Source organism: Aeromonas sp. CD (genome assembly GCF_033349375.1).
GTDB lineage: Bacteria > Pseudomonadota > Gammaproteobacteria > Enterobacterales > Aeromonadaceae > Aeromonas > Aeromonas hydrophila.
Window position 1 is genome coordinate 1969619 of record NZ_CP137631.1, and the last position, 21292, is coordinate 1990910.

Sequence of the window (21292 nt, forward strand, 5' to 3'; positions counted from 1 at the left end):
ACGGTCAGGTGGTGGCCGAGCGCAGCAAGCGCGGCCACGAGCGTCAGGCCCGGCTGTTTGGCTATGGCAGCGAGCTGAACCTCTGCGAGCTCTCCCATATCCTGCCCAGCGATGGGCAACCGCTGTCCAACCAGCAGGCTCAGGCTGAGCCCCTGCGCCGTTATGACGCTGCGGGCCGGGTCAGCCAGATAGGGCCCAATCAATACCGCTACATCTAAGACGCTTCCTTGGGGATGCGGCAAACGAAGAGACTTACTGCGAGCTGCGCTATCAGGGGCAGATTTATGACCAGGAGACGGGGCTTTACTACAACCGACACCGTTACTTTGACCCGGAATTGGGGCAGTATATCTCGCCAGACCCGATAGGTTTTGCGGGGGGGCTGAGGCCCCAAGGATATGTACATAACCCGCTGGAGTGGGTGGATCCACTTGGCTTGAATAGTACGCTGCTAAATAAAAATATGGGCGGTGTAGCGGGAGACCAGCTATCTGCTCACCATGTAATACCTGTTAAAGTATGGGAAAGTAACAAGAGCTTTTCCAAGGAAATAGGCCTTGGTGGTAGGCGTGATAGTATTGAGAACGGGATTTTTATTCCTGGTAGTGAATCGGCGTTTAAAAACGATGTAGGCAAGGGGATGCCTGTTTTCCACAGCTCAAAGCATGATACATATAGTAAGGACGTAAATAATAGAATAACGACGATTAGAGATGAATATAAAGCTGGAGTCTTGTCTAAAGATGAAGCTAGAATAGCCGTCAGAAAAGAGCAAATGCAATTGAAATGAGATATATGGTCTGGGAATGTGTCTAAGAATTGCATGGGGAGGCTCGATTAATGAAAGAAAAATATTTCTTCTTGATGAATGATTATACTGAGACCAAGTTTTTACCCGGCGTCCTTGATGTCATGCCTGGGAGAAACATTCCTTTCGAGTCATCAGGTACAGTGTCCTTCCCGCATGATACGGATAAAATCATTAACAGCAAGGTTTATCTAAATTTTGATGAACATGAGGATTTATTTTTCGACTATAGAGAACATGACGGTCATTTATTCTCTGAAAGATTCGCATCTGTCATGCAGACTTTTAGATCGTCTCCCTCTATCGTCAAGCCATTGTCGATTTGGATGGCGGGCATAGAACAGCCTCTAAAATTTAACTATATTGCATTTTTCAGAGGAAGATGGGATAAAGGAAATCAATTGGATAATAACTTCTCATTTTATGATAAGGACAAGTCTGTTCATGCAGAGGGCAGAAGAAAAGAATTGGTGCCACTAGGTGAAATAATATTAACTGATGCTGTCGCACAGTATGACTATTTTCAATTCCTAGATACAAGCTATTTAGGTCGTTTTATCATTATCAATGAGAGAGTTAAGATTGCTCTTGAAGACGCAGCATTAAAAGGATTTAAAATAATCCCATTGCAAAATGGTTTCTCTGAATATTGTAAAGCATACGGAAGAACCATAGAGGAACTATTGCCGAAAATAAAAAGGAGGATGCCGTAAATAATCCTTCTGCACACATGCGTAGTTGAATATGTTTATGGTTGAGTCTTAAATGAACATAAAACATGATTTTTATTAAATCCAACGCCAATATCACGCTGGCGTTTTTTTACAAGTAACCGGTATGAGTAAGGCTGGAAGCTCAATGGTAACGGTCAAGTGGTGGCCGAGCGCAGCAAGCGCGGCCACGAGCGTCAGGCCCGGCTGTTTGGCTATGACAGCGAGCTGAACCTCTGCGAGCTCTCCCATATTCTGTCCAGCGATGGGCAACCGCTGTCCAGCCAGCAGGCGCAGGCCGAGCCCTTGCGTCGTTATGACGCAGCGGGCCGGGTCAGTCAGATAGGGCCCAATCAATACCGCTACGACAAGTGCGGGCGGCTCAGTGAGAAGGTGGTATCACGCCCCGGTTTCCGGCCTCAGACCACCCAATTTGAGTGGGATGGCTTTGACCGCCTGCAACGGGTCATTTTGCCCGATGGCAGCCGCTGGCGTTACCGCTACGACCCCTTTGGTCGGCGTATCGGCAAGGAGCGGGAGGGGCAGGTGAGCCAACTTACCGCAATAACCCGCGTCCACTATCGCTGGGACGGTGACCAGCTGGTGCAGCAACAAAGCTACCGGGCCGATGGTAACGCCGCCCGTCAGGTGCAGTGGGTCTATGAGCCGGGCAGTTTCAGGCCGCTTGCCCAGTGGGAAGCTGGTGAGCAGGACGAGCGTCTGCACTATATCGTGACGGACGTGGCGGGCACCGCCCGCGAGCTGTGCAGCGAAGCCGGTGACATTATCTGGCGTGGTGAACAGCGGCTGTGGGGCAACTATCGCGCCGATGTTATCCCGCAACTGCTCAGGCGCTTCCTTGGGGATGCAGCTAACGAAGAAACCTACTGCGAATTGCGCTATCAGGGGGCAGGTTTATGACCAGGAGACGGGGCTGCACTAGGCTGTGTTCTCAAAATGCTGGTTTTCTGTCCACCAATAGTTCCCGTAAGTAACGAAGGCAGAAAGCCAGCTTGATAAAAGCAGCAAAACTTCCCGCCAGCTTTCATACCTCGTTGAGAATCGGCGAAACTTCTTCAGCCATCCGAAGCACCGTTCGACCACATTTCTCCTACGGTAACGAGCTTTGTCTAACACCAGTGGACGTCCCTTATGTTGCTGTTGCTGTTGCTGTTGCTGGTCGCTGCGTTGCGGGATGACCGCTTTTATCTTTCTGCGCCGGAGTTCTGCCCGCAAAGCCCTGCTGCTATAGGCCTTATCTGCGGCAAGATGTGTTGGCCGAGTGCGATAACGGCCTGATGAAGTCGGGATCCTTGCCATGGCCAACGCACTTGTCGCATATCTGATTTCCGCTGATTGCCCCGGCGAAAGGCAGAACCCCAGCGGTAAACCATTACCATCAGTGACCAAGTGAATTTTGCTGCCAAAACCACCACGAGAGCGATCAAGAGCTTGATTCACCGGAGTGTTTTTTTACGCGCTCCGGCAGCATCTTTGGATGCCCAGACATTGGAGCCGTCAATGCACCACAGGTCGAAGTCGATAAGCCCTTCTTTATTGAGATGCAGTTGCAGCGCAGCAAGGATGGCATCGATACGGCCTGCCCTCAGCCAACGTCGAAAGGTGTTGTAGACCGAGCTCCATGGGCCGAAACGTTCTGGCAGATCTCGCCAAGGTGCGCTGGTGTGAAGTATCCAGAGAATTCCATCAAGCACTTGGCGTGGCTCACGAGTAGGGCGTCCGCTTATGCGGCGGCATAGAAACAGGAGCTCGATAAGCCCCCATTGTGCATCGGTCAACTGGTAACGACAGGGCACTGCATAGGTCTTAAGCTGTTGAGAAGAATTGAGATTATATATTCATCACTTTAAGAACATAGCCTAGGTGGATTAGATGGAACATCAAACAACACACTGTAGGTCCAAACAACCCTAGAAGGGATGAGTATTTACGTAAGGCGGATGAGCACAACAACAAACCACCTAAAAAGGGTGTTAAGAGGGGAGGCTAATATGATCGTTAGGAAAAAAGATTTACAAGTTGATACTGTTTTCTCTATTGAAGTGCCGGAATATGGATACGTTTTGGCTCAACTTAGAGACGATCATTGTATGGATGTCTTCGACAACCTGAGAAAAAATAACTCATGGGAAGGTGAAGATCTCAGCGCGGCCCCCATCTTATTCACCATTGTGGTTGCGGCACATAGGCTATTAAAGCTATTCTCAATGCATGTGACAAATATAGTTAAAGTCAACGATAGACCACAGCCTTCAATGAGTTTAGCATTCAGTTTAGAGGTAAGGCCATCTACAGGGCTACCTGGCCTAAGGCTGGAGAAACATGATAAAATATATGATCCAAATAATGTGGATATTATAGTGCCTTTATTGAGCGCTGAAAAACATCGTGATATCCTCTACTCATTTGAGCATCATGGGATGGTTGGGAAGCCAGACATTTTATTAGAGCGCATTAGCAACTACTATAAAACTGGAATCAACTGGGATAAGCAAAAAACAATATTGTACCCTGAACTGCCACCACCTCCTAAGGGATACATCAAAGTTACGAGTGATAATCTTGTTGGAGTATGATTCCAGCTGGTTTTTAGTTGATGTGATTGACCCTAAGAAGGGGGGGCGTGAAAGCTGGCGATGTATACTCAATTCCGTTGTTTTTAACGGGTGTTAGTGGGCTGGAAAGTTTTTATCGTTATGATTTTACTAAGGAAGGAATGACATTCTGTTTTGCTAGGGGAATTGAGGATAGAGGGGGGAGCGGCCTTATCATCGAAGTGTTTAATACTCAAGGTGGCATAGATATGTCCCTTTCTGAAATTATTAATTCTTCTCGCCTTTTCAATCTCGTTGCTGTCGCTGGTGAAGCTATTAAAAAGAAAAGATGGAGGCTAATGATTACGAAAAGGAAAGAGATTCACATTATAGTGAAATCACTTTTCTTATTGGTCCTCGAGATAATCGCTCGATTTGGAAAGGAGGAGTAGAGATACCTATAGATGACTCCAATTGCCATGATTTTGAAGAGTATATTATTTGGCCAGCAGTGCAAATTGAACAAAGGATAGTCCACAAACTTGAAAAATCGATAAGAATTAAAAAAATAAGAGATGACTATATAGCCATGTATTCATGCCGGCATTATGCTGGTTTTCAAGGAATGATTCAATTATAGTCATGAGGAAGTAATGCAGATGACGATTGTGGGAAAATCTCTATTGCATATCTGCCATTTAAGCCAGTTGAGAGATATGCACAAATATATAAGATAAGACTTTTCTAAAAAATTAAAAATATATAGTTAGTGATTTGTGGAGGTATTCATGGGGGCAGTAGGTTTTTATGAGGATGATGAGGGAGTTTGTTGCTATCTACTTTTGAGGGCTTTTGGTAGCAAATCAATTCAAGTCATCAACCTTGAACACTACGAACTATATGAGAAGTTCAAAGAAGATGTGCGTTTTATTTATAAAAACCAAATAGAAATTCATCAAACCGTGATCGCCAGTATAGATGAATATGTGCGCCAAAAGTATCAGTCTGATGATCATAGTTTAGAGTTGATGAAAATTTACACATTTCACAATGTAGAGAGAGAGTTTGGGCTGTTATTCGATTGCCGGGAAGACCCTGAACATGGTATTGGTGTAAGGATAAATAAAGACGGTGTGGTTATTAAAGTTGGTTCTGCCGAAACAGCATTCTTATGATTCACGGATATCTAATGGGAACGTTTTTGTGTTTCGTTTTCAAGTTTAGATGTTGCCGTAATATCAAGATGTTTATTTGGTAGTAATGTGTTGTGAGTATGGCTATGTTTTATAGCCAACCATTTAAATCGCCAACCTTACAAACAGCGTCTTTCATTCTTTATTAAATAGCGAAGTGTTAATTCAAACACCTGATGAAAAAGGCTAATGGCTCGGGAGGGCGCCATATCATTTTTGCACTCAGCAAAGAAATTTCTCCATGAAATATAGAGCTATATGGCTGATGTTGTTAGCCGGTCCATCGGGCTCAGTATCAACTGAACTTGCAGCAGGTAGATCAGCGGCAGTCGATTGAGTCGTTAACTCGGGTTACCGAGAATGTTGATACCCAAGTGTGGTTTGAGCTGATGGAGTTATAGCATAAGCAAGGTGAAGGTATGGTTCAATACCGGATGGGAACATTACGTGATGAAGGCCTGTGAGCTCTGCGTAACCTAGAACACATGCTTGGCATCTTACTGGATGCACGTTGACTTAGTTACTTCTCTTGATACCACATTGACACAATAATTAATGGATAGAACGATGATGAATATTGATGATTCAAATGTAAGCAAAAAGTGGAAGGCTCGCTTTCAGTTTTATCGTGAATTAGGGGCTGATGACTTAGGTAGAGATGAGATAATTAAAGCGGAGAGATTTAAAAAGCTAAGCTTTAGGGATAAGTGCCGTATCACTGGTGGTAATATATGGGCCTTTTGGGGAGGTTGTTTTATTACTTTGTCAAGGAGATGTGTGGTGGTCAAATAAATCCGGACACACAGTTAAGCCGATGCTCGGCCTCTGTTGGCGGTATCCCATCATTGTGTTGATGTGGTTGCTGCCGGTTGTAATAATCCATCAGGTAGTTGCTGATATTCCGTTTTGCTTCTCGCAGGCTCATATAACCCGTCGCTCGAAGCCACCCCGTCTTCAAGCTTCCTGAACAACTGCTCCATCGGCGCATTGTCCCAGTAGTTGTCACCCTGGCTCATGCTCTGGGCCATGGAGAGCACCACAACAGTTGCCGAAATGCCCGACTGCCGTATTGGTTGCCCTGGTCGGAGTGAAACAGCACGCCAGATGGACAACCCCGTTGCTGATAGGCCATCTCCAGTGCTTTGATTGCCAGCTCTGCATCAGGCTTATCAGACGTCGCCCAGCCCACGATCCGCAAGAACCGCGGTCAGGTAATGTCGGTGGCCACCAGCCCATACGTATGTAATATCGCCGCACCGTACCTGATTGGGTTGTTGGACGTCACATTCACGCACCAGAAGATTGTGAATATCCTGTCGTTAAGACCGTGTACCTGATAGTGGTGGGTTCCCGGTTGTTTGGAGACCAAACAGGTCTCCTTCATCAAGCGATGCACTTTGAATCGGCCAAGCAGATGCCCGAATACCCGTATCATCGACGTCAAAGCCCCGCTACCAGCGGAGCACCGAGGCGTCATAGTTCGCTTCGTTGCTGCACCCCTCACGGTTAATTGTGCGCTTGCGAGCGAGATAGTCGTATGGGTATGTCGAAAGCGCAGCAGACCAGGGGGAGCTTGCTCTCTTAATCGGTCTATCAGCGTGTACGTTCGAGCTCGTCCACCATCAAGAGAGCAGTAGCCTTTTGTAGAGTGGTCGTTTCGCGTTCAAGCCGGTAGATGCGGGCTTCCAGCTCCTGGATTTTCTGTTGCCCTGTAGCCAGAGTCTTGCTGATAGGGGTTGTACCCGTTCGCTCGGATTGAAGTTACTGAACCCATCGGTGAAGCACTGTTCCACAGACATTCTTCTTGGGGACTGAGTAGACGTGGTCGAACACCAGGGATGCGGCTTTCTGCTTGAACTCGGCAGTGAATGAGCGACGCAAGCTTGTCATTGAACACCTTTGGTCATGGTGGCGACTGTACCACCTAAAACGGTGTCCAGGATGATATCGCCCAATTTGCAAACCCAACAGGATGGTCTGGCTTTTACGTTTCTGGCCAGTGATATATCTGTCGATGTCGATGTCGATGTCAATGTCAATGTCAATGTCGATGCGAAGGGCAGGGGACATAGAGCCCAAGCCATGAGTTCAGTGGCAGATTGCCCTGCTACGCATCTTCCTAGCTAGCCATATCACGCTATCCAAGCAATCGGCCCGATGGTCGATTGTTTATTTGCGTATGTAGTCAGTTCGATACCGGATGATGTTGTGCATGGGGTCTTAGCTTAATGCTGGGGAAGATTGCCAAGCAGCCCTATTTTTTACAGCTCTGTCCCAGTTATGTTTCTGTTTATCATCTGCCAAAGATGAAAGTCTGTGGTCGCCCACGCTTTGATTGGCCAAGTGCCTATCTTCAGTAAGTGATCGCCGGATAATAGGTGAGAGGTAGGGATAAACTCTGCTCTGCGCAATGGATTGCCATTTACTCAGTGATTGGTGCTGGTTATGCAAAGACTGGTGGGTTTATATGTTAAATGCGCAACTTATTGCGCCGTATGGCGATGGTGCAAGTTAGGAGTTGTTTTAATTGTTTGTTTTTTAACAAAAAATTAGTTTGGCATGGTCACTGCTAACGGATTCGGTCGAGTGTCATTACCGTTCAACCAATCAGGAGCATACCTATGCCAACTCCATGTTATATCAGCATCGAAGGTAAAACCCAGGGCAACATTACCGCCGGTGCCTTCACTTCCGATTCCGTCGGCAACATCTTCGTGCAGGGTCACGAAGACGAGATGCTGGTACAAGAGTTCCAGCACGTCGTGACCGTGCCGACTGACCCGCAATCCGGTCAGCCTGCTGGTCAGCGTGTCCACAAGCCGTTCAAGTTCACCGTTGCGCTGAACAAAGCTGTACCGTTGATGTACAACTCGCTGGCCTCCGGCGAAATGCTGCCGAAAGTGACCCTGAAGTGGTACCGCACCTCCGTCGAGGGCAAGCAGGAGCACTTCTTCTCTACCGTGCTGACCGATGCCACCATCGTTGACATCGACTGCCAGATGCCGCACTGCCAGGATCCGGCGAAGTCTGACTTCACCCAGCTGATCCAGGTCTCTCTGGCCTACCGCAAAATCGATTGGGAACACACAGTTGCCGGCACTTCCGGTGCGGACGACTGGCGTGCGCCGATCGAGGCGTAACTTGCCCATCAGGGGGCTCTGCGTGCGGTGCCCCTTGTTTTCTTAACGCATAGCCCGTTGCTTTCAACCGAGTCAGCTTGTTTCCCCCTCATTTTTCTTATGTCCGTTTGCCTGGTGTGAGCGGGTACAAGAAAAAATCCGGGTTTACGTCTTGCCGCACGCCGTCAAGGGCGTGCGGTAGCCATGGTGTCAGAAAAACCGGGGCGATGGCGGATCTCTCACCCGGCTTGCAGTGCCCCGCCTGATGGGGCTACATGACATCTCAGAGGCGCTCAGCGATGGCAGACAGCACAGGATTACAATTTACCGTCAAGGTGGGGGCCCTGCCCGAGAGCACCTTCGTGGTGGCCGAGTTTGCGCTGGATGAAGGGCTCAACCGGCCGTTCAACCTGCGTCTGGAGCTGGCAAGCAGCCAACCCGACATCGACTTTGGTGCCGTGCTGGACCAGCCGTGCGAGCTGCTGGTGTGGTACAACGGTGAGCTGCAGCGGCGGGTGTGCGGGGTGGTCAGTGACTTCGCGCAGGGTGACAGCGGTTTTCGCCGCACCCGCTATCAGCTGCTGGTGCAGCCGACATTGTGGCGGCTGTCACTTCGCCAGAACTCCCGCATCTTCCAGGCGCAGAAGCCCGATGAAATTCTCTCCATCCTGTTGCAAGAGCACGGCATCACCGACTATGCGTTTGCCCTGAAAAATGAGCATGCCAAGCGGGAGTACTGCGTGCAGTATCGCGAGACCGACCTCGATTTCGTAAATCGCCTCGCCGCCGAAGAGGGGATGTTCTACTTCCACGAGTTTGATGCGGGCAAGCACCGCATTGTGTTTGCCGACGACGCAGCCGCCTTGACCGCCGGCCCCGAGCTGTTCTTCAACCTCGGTAACCGTTCCCTCGAGCAAGGCCCCTATGTGCGCCAGTTCCACTACCGGGAGGCGGTGCGCCCGAGCGATGTGGAGCTCAAAGACTACAGCTTCAAGACCCCGGCCTACGGTCTCTCCCACAAGAAGGTGGGGGCGGAGCTCGAGCACCAGCGCGACACCTACCAGCACTTCGACTTCCCGGGCCGTTACAAGCAGGACCCGAGCGGCAAGGCGTTTGCCCAGCACCGACTGGATGCGCTGCGCAATGACGCCGTGGCGGGCCAGGCTAAGTCCAACTGTGCCGCCTTGCTGCCAGGGCAAAGCTTCTCGCTGACCGAACACCCCAACGGCAGCCTCAACACCGACTGGCAAATCGTGCGTATCCGTCACACCGGTGAACAACCCCAGGCCTTGGAAGAAGAAGGCGGCAGCGGCCCGACCGTCTACCACAACGAATTCGGGGTGGTGAAAGCGAGCACCACTTGGCGGGCGCGCATTGGCAGCCCGGAAGCCCCTCACAAGCCGATGGTGGATGGCCCGCAAATCGCCATGGTGGTGGGCCCCGAAGGGGAGGAGATTTACTGTGACGAGCACGGCCGGGTCAAGCTGCAGTTTCCATGGGATAGATATGGCAGCGCCAACGACCAGAGCTCCTGCTGGGTACGAGTCTCGCAAGGCTGGGCCGGCGGTCAGCACGGCATGATGGCCATCCCGCGCATCGGCCACGAGGTCATCGTGTCATTCCTGGAGGGGGACCCGGACCAGCCCATCGTGACCGGTCGCACCTATCACGCCACCAACCGGCCGCCGTACGAGTTGCCGGCCAACAAGACCCGCACCGTGCTGCGTACCGAGACTCATCAGGGGGAGGGTTTCAACGAGCTGCGCTTTGAAGACCAGGCGGGGCAGGAAGAGATTTACATCCACGGTCAGAAAGACCTGAACGTGCTTATCGAGAACGATGCTGCCTGGCACATCAAACACGACCAGCACACCGATATCGACAACGAGCGGGTGACCCGTGTCAGGAAGGTGCCGGGTGAGGAGGGGACCCCGCCCAGTCTTGGCAACGATCATCTGACCGTTGAAGGAGAGAAGCGGGACCATATCAAGGCCGACTACTCGTTGACCGTGGATACCTCCATGCATCAAAAGCTGGGTCAGAGCTGGCTCACCCAGGCGGGACAGGAAGTGCACGTCAAAGCCGGTGCCAAGGTGGTGCTGGAAGCGGGTTCTGAGATTACCGTCAAAGTTGGCGGCTGCTTTATCAAGGTTGATGGCGGCGGTGTCACCCTGGTCGGCCCCACCATCAAGATGAACTCGGGTGGCAATGCAGGCTCTGGATCCGGTTGGGCTGGCAAGGTACCCAAGAGCATCGAGGGTATGCTGGACAGCCCTCACACACGCTGGATGAAGTTTTATCACCTCGACTCCGAGCTGATGCCGCTGGCGGGCACCCTCTACAAGGCCGTATTGAGCGATGGTTCGGTGCGGGAAGGCACGCTGGATGGTGAGGGCATGGCGCTGCTCGAGGATGTGCCTGCTGGCACCGCCTCAGTGACCTATGACCTGCAGGACACTTTTGCCGATCTGCCCCGTGAACCCATCTCGGCCCTCACCGGCCATCTCGACAGTCTGAGCGACGAGGGCTGATATGTTCGGTAACGATCTGTTTGAACAGCTCTATGACCACCTGGATAAGGCGGTGTCTGGTGGCGCGGCCTATGTCAAACAAAGTGCAGAGGCGGTAAAAAAGGGGGTTGCTTCCAGCCTGCAGTGGATTTGGGAGGCCCTGCAGGGTGACTTCAACCCCAATCAAAGCGCAGGACAAATCGCCGCCAATGCGGTGCTGGGTCTTATTCCCGTGGTCGATCAGGTGCTGGATTGTCGCGATCTGATTGCCAATGCCCGGGATATTTCCCGTGATCCCAAGCAGCCGGATAAGTGGGTTTTTCTGAGCTTTACCCTGATAGGTCTGATCCCGTCACTGGGTTCTGCGCTCAAGGGGGTGTTGAAAATCATCTTCCTGTTTGTCCGCAAGGCGGGTGGGGATGCCAGCAAGGCGATCAGACCCGCAATGGCGCCCGTGCTGACGTTTCTCAGTGATCCCAAGGTCAAGAAAGTGCTGGGTATTTCGCGCCTCGACAAGGTGCTGAAAGGATTTGCCGGCCAGATCCGTGGGCTGAGAGGACAGATTGCCGTCAGCGTGCTGCTGGGTTATCTGAATGATGCAGTCAAGTCACTGACCAGTTTGATCGGCAAGATCAAGGGATTGGCTCCTGCTTCAGTCAGGATCTGGCTTGAGCAATCCCAGCGTTTGGTGTTGCAGATGCAGTCACAGGCGGGTCAGATGCTGCCTGTCGCCATGGGGCCCGTGCTCAAGTCCCTCGATGAGATAGCCGCGGGATTGGAGAAAGAGGCGGTCAAGCATGCCCCTGGTTACAAGGCCGTGCCCGGTGGTACCGTTATCCACCCGCTGCCGGACGATGTGGTCAAAGTGAACCTCAAGATCTTGAGCCGCTCGAAGAAAGGGATTTATGGTGAGATCATCAGCGACAACTGGATGGCAAACCACAAGTTCGAGAACCTGTTGCCAGAACATCGCCGGGTACGTAGCCTGAATGACAAGCCCAGAGGGCGGGGTATCGATGGTATCTACAAGAATACCAATCCTCCTCCTCCCTACGTGGTGACCGAGACCAAGTTTCGGACGGCAGGGGGGGAGTATATCGACGGGGATGGCACCAAGAGCACCCAGTTGTTGTCGATGACCAAGGGGTCGGGCAAGCAGATGAGCGGCCAGTGGATAGACAAGCGATTGCCCGATGAGATCACGGACAAGAAAATATTAAAAGATCTTAAAAATGAAGGTTATGAGGCTTGGCTAATGATTGTCGATGAATCTGGTAAAGTGATACAGATAACCAAGCTGGATAAGTCAGCCAATGCCGTAGGTACGATTTCGATCAAGTAGGAGCAGTGAATGAGTTCGTTTATTGAGCAGCGTCGAGATCCACTATTATCTGAGCCATTTTTTTTAGAGCAGATAGAGGATTATAAAGAGTCATCATATTTTGACCAAAGTTGGTGGGCTAAAATAAACGATCCCTTACATGAACGTTGGAGTGATCCACATCGACGTCCTACCCGCTCCATGGCCAGCGAAAGTATGTTCATGGACAACTTGGAACATGCAATTCTTCTTTATTCTGGTGGCGTATCCCACGAAGAGATCAATGCATGCCTCTCGATAGTAAAAAAAGAACTGCTGCGCCATAAAAAAGAGTTTCCAGATGAACATTTTTATTACTGGGAGCAAGATGCTTATCAATATCTGCTCTGGATGTTCTCATTAAGCATCCTCTATGGTCAGGATGAGATATTGCCCGAGTTGGTGCGTTATATCAGTAAGAATCCGGAAGGGGACGACGACCCGCTGTGGAGCGTACTGTTGGCCCGCCTGGGTTATCCTGGCTTCCCTCGAGGTCCAGAATCCTATATTCCAGAGGTGTACCGCCCGCTATTTGATGCCATCAAGGGAGATGGTGTGAATCCCACCAAGGTTGAGCGTCAGGCGAGCATCAAGCAATATCTCAAAGGATGGTACAAAGGGTGTAAAGAGTGCTATTGGCACGACAGGCACAAGGCAAAGCATGCCATCTACTTTGGCTATTGGGCTTTTGAAGCGGCGCTGGTCACCCTGCTTTATGAGCTGGATGACAGCAGCTATCGAGATATGCGCTATTACCCCAAGGATCTGGTCGATTATGCCAGAGCCAATGGTATTGCAGAGAAATGGCAGGCATTGCGAGTAGCCCAACATCCTATTGCCATGCCGGGTTCCGTGGTGGAGCAGGATGGCAACTGGCGCTGCAACCTGACCGATGAGCAGTGGCAGCTTCGCAAAGGGCAGCGCTTACCTTCCCAAACCCATGTCAACAAGGATGACATGTTGTTCTGGGTACAGGAGTAGTCCGCAGTGTATCGATCATGCATTGTCTGCGTGATCGATACATCGCGAACCGAACATCGTTTTGGTGCTGCCGTGGTATTGCTTGGCCCCTTTGGCTCTGTATGAAAAAATCGAGAAAGAAAGGTGAAGGCGATAAAAAAACTATTTCTGCTCCTCTCCGTCATTATCTTGTCACCCCTGTTGATTCCCATGGTCTATGTCGAAAGACGAAGAAAGAAATGGCTTCTATCAATTTTACTATCTCCTCTGCCTGAAGAGATCAGAGTCGGCAGATTGAACGCGCTGATGAATACCCATACCGATGATCTACAGGGTGGCATTGTGTCAGCACTTGTTGAATTCAACTCTGATGAGCATTGGGTGTGTCTCAATATTGACTGGCGAGACGTCGAGGAAGTTGAGTTGCAGGGAAACGCATTGGCGGATATCCACGGCATCAAGGAACATTTTATTTTCTCCGAACCGGGTGAGGATACATCGGTTTGGCACATGTTGGTGCTTTATGACATATGGCTGCAAGCGCGAGGATATGAAGTCGTGCTTTGGGATATAGATGCAGATCAATATACAGGGTTTATTTGTCGAACGGATGTTCTCGATAAACTGTTAAACGAGGGGCGCAAGCTGGGTTTGGCTATGGTCAAGCTGGATCATGTGAACGAGCAATAAGATTATTGGGCGCCATGGGAATGTCCAGAATAAGGTCTGTTTAAAAGTTGATAAGCAATAGAAAGTCTATCTGGTTGTAAGCAAGAATTATGTACACAGCCACCCTTCCATCTTCATTATTTGCAGATACAAACGATGACATACCGCACATTATGTTTGGTACTGGCGAGCCATTGGCTAGCCGCTTGTTCCACTACGACACCACAGACTGAATCCGACCTCTTTCAAGCCGCTCAGCAGGGCCAGGGCAAGGCGCAATATGAGCTGGCCAATCGTTTGGCGGCCAAGCCGGATTATCCCGAGGCGATGCGCTGGATGAAACAGGCGGCCGAGCAGGCGGGCCCCCTGGCGGCAGATGCTGACATGCGGGGCAAAGCTGCACTGCAGGTGGGGAACTGGTATCAGGCTGGTCTGGGGGAGCCCAAGAGCCCCAAGCAGGCCAGTGGCTGGTGGCAGCGCTCGGCCAAGTTGGGGAATCCGGATGCCAGTTATCGGCTGGGGATGGAGTGTCGGCAACAGCACAAGGGCAAGCTGGCCAATGAGTGTCTCGACTGGTTCGAGCAGGCGGCCAAGCGCGATCATGCGAGTGCCCAGTTGATACTTGGACAATGGTATGCAGGTCAGGCGGGATCCGATGAGGAAGCCGTCAAATGGCTGGAGAAAGCCGCCGAACAAGGCAATCGGGATGCCCAATTCCAGCTTGGAGCTCGCTATGAGCAGGGAAAAGGGGTGAGCAAGCGCCCCGATCTTGCCCTGCGCTGGTATGAGAAAGCCGCCGCTCAGCAGCAGCCGGAAGCCTTGTTGGTGTTGGCACGCAAGGCACCACCTGAAGAGGCTCTCAGCCTCTATCAGCGAGCAGCCAATGCCGGTGCTGCGCCGGCCCAGTTGTGGTTGGGACAAGCCTATCTGGTTGGTGATCTGGTTGCCCAGGATCTTGCGCTTGGCCGCTATTGGTTGGAGCTGGCCGCAGGCAGTGGTTCCCATGAGGCCGAATATCAATTGAGCCTGCAACAGAGCGATAGCGCCGCGCGGGAACATTGGTTGACACGTGCCGCAGAAGGGGGATTGAGCCAGGCTCAGCTGGCATTGGCGCAATGGCAGCAAGAACAAGGGGATCTTGTCACAGCGCGCCAGTATTTTGCTCTGGCAGCAGCGCAGGGTAACGTCGATGCTCGTTATGCCTATGGCGAGATGTTACGGCTGGGATTGGGCGGCAAGGAAGACTACCCGCAGGCGCTTAAACAATATCGACTGGCCGCCAATGCCCAGCACCGAACAGCCCAATACCGCATGGGCATGATGCGAGAGCAGGGGTTGGGGGCGCCACGCAATAGACTGCATGCTTATGCGTGGTATCTGCTTGCTGCCACGGATGGAAATAGTGAGGCTTCTGAAGCACGTGACGAGCTTGAAAAAGGTATGACTGAAAAAGAGAAGAGCGCAGGTCAGAAACTTGCACAGCATTGGTTTGTAGCGCTTGCCCAAGGGAAGACATTGAACAGTTAGTTTGTTTCTTGTCAACAGTGATGAGTATACAAGCTACCTGAACAGTCGATGACCCAGAGTGCTTGATATAAGCCGGCTTATCCTGGTGACATCATCGTGCATATTATGTTCTTCAGTCCCTTCATTGTTTTGCATGATGAAGGGATTTTTTGTTCTTGAATTGTCATTTTTTGTTACATATTTTTGTCTGGTTGCGACCATTTTTGTCGCATTGGTTCATGGTGAGATGCATGAATCACTAACATTCAAATTTAATGACTCTGGAATCTATTTTTCTGGGAGTGAGGCCTATTTTCAATAATCACATGAAACTGTCTTAATTTGATTGTAACTGTCTGTTTTTACTTTGCTTTTGTATTTCACTGTCTCTTCGTTGATAAATAATCAATTGACTATCGGTGTTACACGCATATACCATGCGGCGCAAATGGCTCTTAGGCCAATATGACCTCTAACAAAGAGTAGAGGCAAAATCGGATTGTATAGATAACAAGATGCATACTGCGTTTTTGATTATTAGAGCTTTTGCTTTTGTATATCGGAGACGCATCGTCAGCTGATGAACTTCTCACTGAATCCATCGGTGGTTCAGTCAACTGTCATTTTTGACAGTTGTTGGCAAGGGCGTTGGCTATAAGCTTTAGGGTCTTGGTTGACCCTTAACTTGGTATTTAGAGCATGGGAAAAGGAATTGACGGCGGCACTGTTGCGCCCAAAGAACGTATCAACATCAAATATGTACCGGCAACCGGTGGTCAGCAGGCGGAAATAGAGCTTCCGTTGACCATGATGGTGGTCGGCAATATGAAGGGCCGTACTGAAGACACTCCGATCGAGGAGCGTCAGACCGTCTCCATCGACAAGAATAACTTCTCGTCTGTCATGAAAGAATCCGCGCTGGAACTGAAGTTTTCCGTTCCCAATCGTCTGGAAGAGAATAGCCAGGATGAGCTGCCGGTTTCGATCAAGATCCAGTCTCTGGAAGACTTCACCCCTGACAGCGTGGCGCAGCAAGTGCCCGAGCTGCGCAAGCTGCTGGAACTGCGCGAGGCCTTGGTTGCCCTGAAGGGGCCACTGGGTAATATCCCCGCCTTCCGCAATCGTTTGCAGGATCTGCTGTCCAGTGATGACGCTCGTGAGCAGTTGCTCAAGGAGCTGGATTTGATTAAGCCTGCCGAGTGATCGCCGGGTTGGATTGACTGAACGAGAAAGGAATAAACATGTCTTTGGTCGAAGAACAGGTTCAAGCGGGGGCGAGTGCCGCCTCCTCGTCCTTGCTGGACGAAATCATGGCGCAGGCTCGTATTACCCCGGTGGATGAAGGTTACAGCGTTGCCAAGCAGGGGGTTGCAGCACTGATCGCCAACATTTTGGACAGTGGTACCACCAGCGAGCCAGTCAACAAGGCATTGGTGGACAGCATGATTGTTGAGCTCGACAAGAAGCTCAGCAAGCAGATGGACGTCATCCTGCACGCCAAAGAGCTGCAGGAGATGGAGTCCTCCTGGCGCTCCCTCAAACTGCTGGTGGATCGCACCGATTTTCGCGAGAACATCAAGATCCAGGTGTTGCATGCCACCAAGGAAGAGCTGCTGGAAGATTTTGAGTTCTCACCCGAAATCACCCAGTCCGGTCTCTACAAGCATGTCTACTCAACTGGCTACGGTCAGTTCGGTGGCCAGCCCGTCGGTGCCGTGATCGGTGATTACGCCTTCACTCACAGCTCACCCGACATCAAGCTGATGCAGTATGTCAGTGCGGTGGGTGCCATGGCCCATGCGCCGTTTATCTCTTCCGTCGCACCAGCCTTCTTCGGCGTCGACAGCTTTACCGATCTGCCTTCCATCAAGGATCTGAAATCGGTATTCGAAGGGCCGGCCTACACCAAGTGGCGTTCCCTGCGTGAATCGGAAGATGCCCGTTATCTTGGTCTGACTGCACCGCGCTTCCTGGCGCGTCTGCCCTACGATCCGACCGAAAACCCCATCAAGGGTTTCAACTATCAGGAAGATATCAGCTCGGATCACGACCACTATCTGTGGGGCAACACCGCCTACCTGATGGGGACTTCCCTGACCGACAGTTTCGCCAAGTATCGCTGGTGCCCGAACATCATCGGTCCGCAGAGCGGTGGTGCCATCCATGACCTGCCGGTGCACGTCTACGAGGCCATGGGTCAGCTGCAGGCGAAGATCCCGACCGAGGTGCTGATCACCGACCGTCGCGAATACGAGCTGTCGGAAGAGGGTTTCATCACCCTGACCATGCGCAAGGACAGCGACAACGCCGCCTTCTTCTCCGCCAACTCGGTACAAAAACCCAAGGTGTTCCCGAACACCAAGGAAGGCAAAGAAGCGGAAACCAACTACAAGCTGGGTACCCAGCTGCCCTACATGTTCATCATCAACCGCTTGGCGCACTACATCAAAGTGCTGCAGCGCGAGCAGATCGGCTCCTGGAAGGAGCGTCAGGATCTGGAACGCGAGCTGAATGGCTGGATCAAGCAGTACGTTGCCGATCAGGAGAATCCGCCGGCAGACGTACGTAGCCGTCGTCCGCTGCGCGCCGCGCAGATCAAGGTGCTGGATGTGGAAGGGGAGCCGGGCTGGTACCAGGTTGCCATGGCCGTGCGCCCGCACTTCAAGTACATGGGGGCGAGCTTCGAGCTCTCTCTGGTAGGTCGACTGGACAAGGAATAAGGCCCGATGCCGCATCTCTCTTCCTGGGATAGAGGAAATGCGGCCAGCCTGTTTGATCGCATCCGGGGGGAGGGGCTTGGCTCCTCCCCTCGTTCGGAAGTTGATGAACTGGTCGACTCTGTCAAACGGCAGCTCGACCAGATCCTCAACACCCGTCCCGGCAATTGCCGCAGTGCACCCGATCTGGGGGTCATTGATCTCAATGACGCCACTCAGGGCAGTGCGGATATCAAGGGGCGGATCCGGGAGGCGATCCGGCAATGCATCCGTCGTTATGAACCGCGGATCGTGCATGTGGATGTACGTTCACCCGACTATCAGGCGAGCCCGCTTGAGATGTCGTTTCAGGTGACGGCCCACGTGCGGCTGGAGCATATCGAGCAAGTTACCTCGTTCAACGTCCATATGGACAGTCACCGTCACTACCGCATGGTCTGATCAATGTCGCTGGAACATTACTTCAGGGATGAACTGGCATTTTTGCGCCTGCAAGGGCGCGAATTTGCTGACGCCTATCCCGAGCTCACCCGCTTTCTGTCGGAGCAGAACACCGATCCGGACGTGGAGCGCCTGCTGGAGGGGTTCGCCTTCCTCACGGGCAACCTGCGCGCCAAGATTGAGGATGAGTTTCCCGAGCTGACTCACGGTCTGCTCAACATGCTCTGGCCCAACTACCTGCGTCCCGTGCCCAGCATGACCATCATGCAGTTTTCGGTCATTCCGGGGGCTATCGCCCAGCCGGCGCTGGTCAGGCAAGGTTGTCAGCTCGACAGTCTGCCCCTGGACGAGGTGACCTGTCATTTCCAGACCTGTCACGATACCTGGGTCTATCCGGCCGATATCCGTCATATCGCTGCCCAGAGCGGCAACGATCTCTCCACCATCTCGCTGGATATCGCCCTGCATGCCCCTTTGCCGCTCAGCGAGCTGCAACTAGACAAGCTGCGCTTTTTCCTTGGTGGCGACAGCTACACCGCCTATGAGCTCTACTTCTGGCTCTCCAACCAGCTCTCCCATATCGAGCTGGAGATCGACGGCAAGCGCTTTCGCCAAGAGGCCAAGGCCCTCAAGTCGGTCGGCTTCGAGCGCGATGACGCACTCTTGCCCTATCCGAACAACGTCTATTCCGGCTACCGGATCTTGCAGGAGTACTTCTGCTTCCCGGAAAGCTTCCTCTTCTTCGAACTCTCCGGTGGCGAGTGGCCCAAACAGCCGCTGCCGGTGAGCGAATTCAAGGTGCACTTCTGCTTCGATCGGCCGCTGCCGGCGGAGCTCAAGATCCGTCCCGACTCCTTCATGCTCAACTGCGTACCGGCCATCAACCTGTTCCAGCACGACAGCGAGCCGGTCAACCTCAACGGTCGTCAGGCGGAGTATCCCCTCAAGGCGAGTTATCGCCATGCCGACAGCTTCGAGATCTTCTCGGTGGATCAGGTGGAGGGCTGGGTCGAGGGGAACCTCGGCCGCTCCCGCGGTACGCCGCGCATCTATCAGCCGTTCGAGAGCTTCCAGCACCAGATTGAGCGGGCCAAGCAGCGGCTGGCGCTCTACTACCGGGTGCGGGTCAAGGAGGCGGTGAGCGGGGATGGTTTCGAACACAGTCTCTCGTTCGTGCGCGGGGATGAAACCACCACGGTCGAACTGGATGAATCCATCTCGGTGACGCTCACCTGCACCAACCGCTCCCGTGCCGCCCGTCTCAAGGTGGGCAGCGTCTGCGTGCCGACCGGCAGCTCGCCCTCGTTTGCCACCTTCCGCAACCTGATCCGGCCGACCCGGCCGCTGCGCCCGGCACTGGACGGCAGTCTGCACTGGACGCTGATATCCAACCTGTCGCTCAACTATGTCTCCCTGCTGCGCCGCGATGCCTTGGTGCAGGTGCTGCGCACCTACGATTTTCCGGCGCTGCACGACAAGCAGGCCGAGCAGGCCTCGCGCAAGCGGCTGGCGGGGATCGAGGAGATAGAGACCAAGCCGGTGGATCGGCTGGTGCGCGGCATGCCGGTGCGGGGGCTCAAGTCGGTGCTCTCCATCCGCCAGTCCGCCTTTGGCAGCGAAGGGGAGCTCTATCTGTTTAGTACCGTGCTGGCCCATTTCTTCTCGCTCTATGCCAGCGTCAACGCCTTCCACCTGCTTGAGGTGGTCAATCTCGACAACAAGGAGCGCTACCAATGGCCAGTCCAGATCGGTCAGCACTCCCTGATGTGAACGCCGCCCGGGAGGCGCCCCGTTTCAACTTTTTCCAGCTTGTTGAGCTGCTCAACCGGCTGGATGGTGCCGATCAGGAGCGGGGGCTCGACTACCTGCCCGGTGACGAGAACATCCGCTTCAAGGCGACCGCTTCCTTGGGGTTCCCCACTAGCGACGTGCTGCAGATTGGTCGGGACGGGCAGGGGCGCCACGAGCTGGAGGTGGCCTTCCTCGGCCTGCACGGCAGTCAGTCGCCGATGCCCGGCTATTACCTCGATTCGCTGGCGTGGGAGTACGCCCAGGGGGTGCAGAAGCTCGGCCTGTTCCTGGACTTTTTCCACCACCGTCTGCTGACCCTGCTGCACCGGATCTGGCGCAAGTATCGCTACCACGTGCGGTTCCAGGACAACGGCGAGGATGGCTTCTCCCGCCTGATGTTTGCCCTGGTAGGGCTTGGTAATGAGGCAGTCTGTCAGAGCCTGCCGGTCAACCGGGCCAAGATGCTCTCCTATGCGGGCATGCTGGCCAGTCCCAGCCGCTCCCCCGAGGTGGTGGCGGGGCTGGTGGCCCACTGCTTCGATCTGGCCGACGTGCAGGTGAGCGCCTGGCAGTGGCGCAAGGTGCCTATTCATCAGGATCAGCAAAACCGCCTCGGCGGCGCTTGCGCCACGTTGGGGAGCGATTTTGTCATCGGCGACAAGGTGAACGACTGTGCCGGCAAGTTCTTGTTGAAGATCAACAACCTGAGCTTTGGCCAGTTTCTCGGCTTTCTGCCGAACGGGGAGCACTTTCACGCCCTGGTGACCTTTGTCTCCTTCATCCTGCGCGATCAACTGGCCTGGGATCTGCGCCTGGGTTTCGGCCAGGAGCAGGCGAGGGGGCTGAGGTTGGGGGAAGAGCAGAGTGCCCGCCTGGGGTGGAGTACCTTTCTCGGCCAGCCGCCGAGCGACCCGTTCGTGACCATCTGCGTGCAGGAATAAGTGCAGACATCA

At 52.8% G+C, this 21292-nt stretch carries 19 protein-coding genes and 3 pseudogenes; 20 read left to right on the top strand and 2 right to left on the bottom strand.

The annotated features are described in order from the left end of the window. Positions 1-11 precede the first annotated feature (11 nt). From R2E40_RS09230 to R2E40_RS09250, 5 genes and pseudogenes are all read left to right on the top strand, one after another. Positions 12-218 carry a hypothetical protein gene (locus R2E40_RS09230; protein ID WP_318165284.1) on the top strand — a complete coding sequence of 69 codons (207 nt, stop codon included), beginning with the start codon at positions 12-14 and terminating at the stop codon, positions 216-218. 62 nt (positions 219-280) lie between these two features. Continuing rightward, positions 281-379: pseudogene (locus R2E40_RS09235) on the top strand (RHS repeat-associated core domain-containing protein); the annotation flags it as partial. A gap of 57 nt (positions 380-436) precedes the next feature. Further along, positions 437-790, top strand: a complete 354-nt coding sequence (locus R2E40_RS09240; protein ID WP_318165285.1) for an AHH domain-containing protein — start codon at positions 437-439, stop codon at positions 788-790. A gap of 50 nt (positions 791-840) precedes the next feature. Then, positions 841-1521 carry an Imm43 family immunity protein gene (locus R2E40_RS09245; protein ID WP_029303276.1) on the top strand — a complete coding sequence of 227 codons (681 nt, stop codon included), beginning with the start codon at positions 841-843 and terminating at the stop codon, positions 1519-1521. 162 nt (positions 1522-1683) lie between these two features. Then, a complete protein-coding gene (locus R2E40_RS09250) occupies positions 1684-2439 on the top strand; it encodes an RHS repeat domain-containing protein (RefSeq protein WP_318165286.1) in 756 nt (251 codons plus the stop codon). A gap of 31 nt (positions 2440-2470) precedes the next feature. Here R2E40_RS09250 and R2E40_RS09255 read toward each other — a convergent pair. Next, positions 2471-3335: pseudogene (locus R2E40_RS09255) on the bottom strand (IS5 family transposase). Between the two features lie 195 nt (positions 3336-3530). Here R2E40_RS09255 and R2E40_RS09260 point away from each other — a divergent pair. The 4 genes from R2E40_RS09260 (at position 3531) to R2E40_RS09275 (ending at position 6058) form a co-directional block, all read left to right on the top strand. Then, the gene (locus tag R2E40_RS09260) at positions 3531-4115 is read left to right on the top strand and encodes a hypothetical protein (RefSeq protein ID WP_318165287.1); all 585 of its coding nucleotides are present in this window, start codon (positions 3531-3533) and stop codon (positions 4113-4115) included. Between the two features lie 47 nt (positions 4116-4162). Then, on the top strand, positions 4163-4525 hold the full coding sequence (locus R2E40_RS09265; protein ID WP_318165288.1) for an Imm26 family immunity protein: 363 nt from the start codon (positions 4163-4165) through the stop codon (positions 4523-4525). A 336-nt stretch (positions 4526-4861) separates the two neighbouring features. Continuing rightward, the gene (locus R2E40_RS09270) at positions 4862-5248 is read left to right on the top strand and encodes a DUF6985 domain-containing protein (protein WP_318165289.1); all 387 of its coding nucleotides are present in this window, start codon (positions 4862-4864) and stop codon (positions 5246-5248) included. 585 nt (positions 5249-5833) lie between these two features. After that, positions 5834-6058, top strand: coding sequence for a hypothetical protein (locus R2E40_RS09275; protein ID WP_318165290.1), 225 nt, complete (start codon positions 5834-5836; stop codon positions 6056-6058). Here the strand turns inward: R2E40_RS09275 and R2E40_RS09280 are convergent. Then, positions 6051-7156, bottom strand: a pseudogene (locus tag R2E40_RS09280) (IS3 family transposase). The gene R2E40_RS09275 and the pseudogene R2E40_RS09280 overlap by 8 nt on opposite strands. Positions 7157-7887: 731 nt before the next feature. On the opposite strand from R2E40_RS09280, the gene hcp1 reads away from it, so the two are divergent. The 11 genes from hcp1 (at position 7888) to tssG (ending at position 21280) form a co-directional block, all read left to right on the top strand. Beyond that, positions 7888-8406 carry a type VI secretion system effector Hcp1 gene (gene hcp1 / locus R2E40_RS09285; RefSeq protein ID WP_010634822.1) on the top strand — a complete coding sequence of 173 codons (519 nt, stop codon included), beginning with the start codon at positions 7888-7890 and terminating at the stop codon, positions 8404-8406. Positions 8407-8684: 278 nt separating this feature from the next. Beyond that, positions 8685-10916 carry a type VI secretion system effector VgrG gene (gene vgrG, locus R2E40_RS09290; RefSeq protein ID WP_318165291.1) on the top strand — a complete coding sequence of 744 codons (2232 nt, stop codon included), beginning with the start codon at positions 8685-8687 and terminating at the stop codon, positions 10914-10916. Between the two features lies 1 nt (position 10917). Then, positions 10918-12237: a type VI secretion system polymorphic nuclease effector gene (locus tag R2E40_RS09295; RefSeq protein ID WP_102988955.1), complete on the top strand. Its 1320-nt coding sequence runs from the start codon at positions 10918-10920 to the stop codon at positions 12235-12237. Positions 12238-12246: 9 nt separating this feature from the next. Then, positions 12247-13236 (top strand): type VI secretion system immunity protein, encoded by a 990-nt coding sequence (locus R2E40_RS09300; RefSeq protein WP_318165292.1) that lies wholly within the window; start codon positions 12247-12249, stop codon positions 13234-13236. 123 nt (positions 13237-13359) lie between these two features. After that, on the top strand, positions 13360-13905 hold the full coding sequence (locus R2E40_RS09305) for a hypothetical protein (RefSeq protein ID WP_318165293.1): 546 nt from the start codon (positions 13360-13362) through the stop codon (positions 13903-13905). Between the two features lie 135 nt (positions 13906-14040). Then, on the top strand, positions 14041-15411 hold the full coding sequence (locus R2E40_RS09310; protein ID WP_318165544.1) for a tetratricopeptide repeat protein: 1371 nt from the start codon (positions 14041-14043) through the stop codon (positions 15409-15411). A gap of 678 nt (positions 15412-16089) precedes the next feature. Further along, complete coding sequence (tssB, locus tag R2E40_RS09315; protein WP_005299975.1) at positions 16090-16593, top strand: type VI secretion system contractile sheath small subunit; 504 nt, start codon at positions 16090-16092, stop codon at positions 16591-16593. 38 nt (positions 16594-16631) lie between these two features. Next, positions 16632-18110, top strand: a complete 1479-nt coding sequence (tssC, locus tag R2E40_RS09320) for a type VI secretion system contractile sheath large subunit (RefSeq protein WP_005299978.1) — start codon at positions 16632-16634, stop codon at positions 18108-18110. A 6-nt stretch (positions 18111-18116) separates the two neighbouring features. Then, positions 18117-18548, top strand: a complete 432-nt coding sequence (gene tssE, locus R2E40_RS09325; protein WP_065477881.1) for a type VI secretion system baseplate subunit TssE — start codon at positions 18117-18119, stop codon at positions 18546-18548. A 3-nt stretch (positions 18549-18551) separates the two neighbouring features. Continuing rightward, positions 18552-20318 (top strand): type VI secretion system baseplate subunit TssF, encoded by a 1767-nt coding sequence (tssF, locus tag R2E40_RS09330; RefSeq protein WP_011705715.1) that lies wholly within the window; start codon positions 18552-18554, stop codon positions 20316-20318. Next, positions 20282-21280 carry a type VI secretion system baseplate subunit TssG gene (tssG, locus tag R2E40_RS09335; protein ID WP_318165294.1) on the top strand — a complete coding sequence of 333 codons (999 nt, stop codon included), beginning with the start codon at positions 20282-20284 and terminating at the stop codon, positions 21278-21280. Before tssF ends, tssG begins: the two co-directional genes overlap by 37 nt. Positions 21281-21292 lie beyond the last annotated feature (12 nt).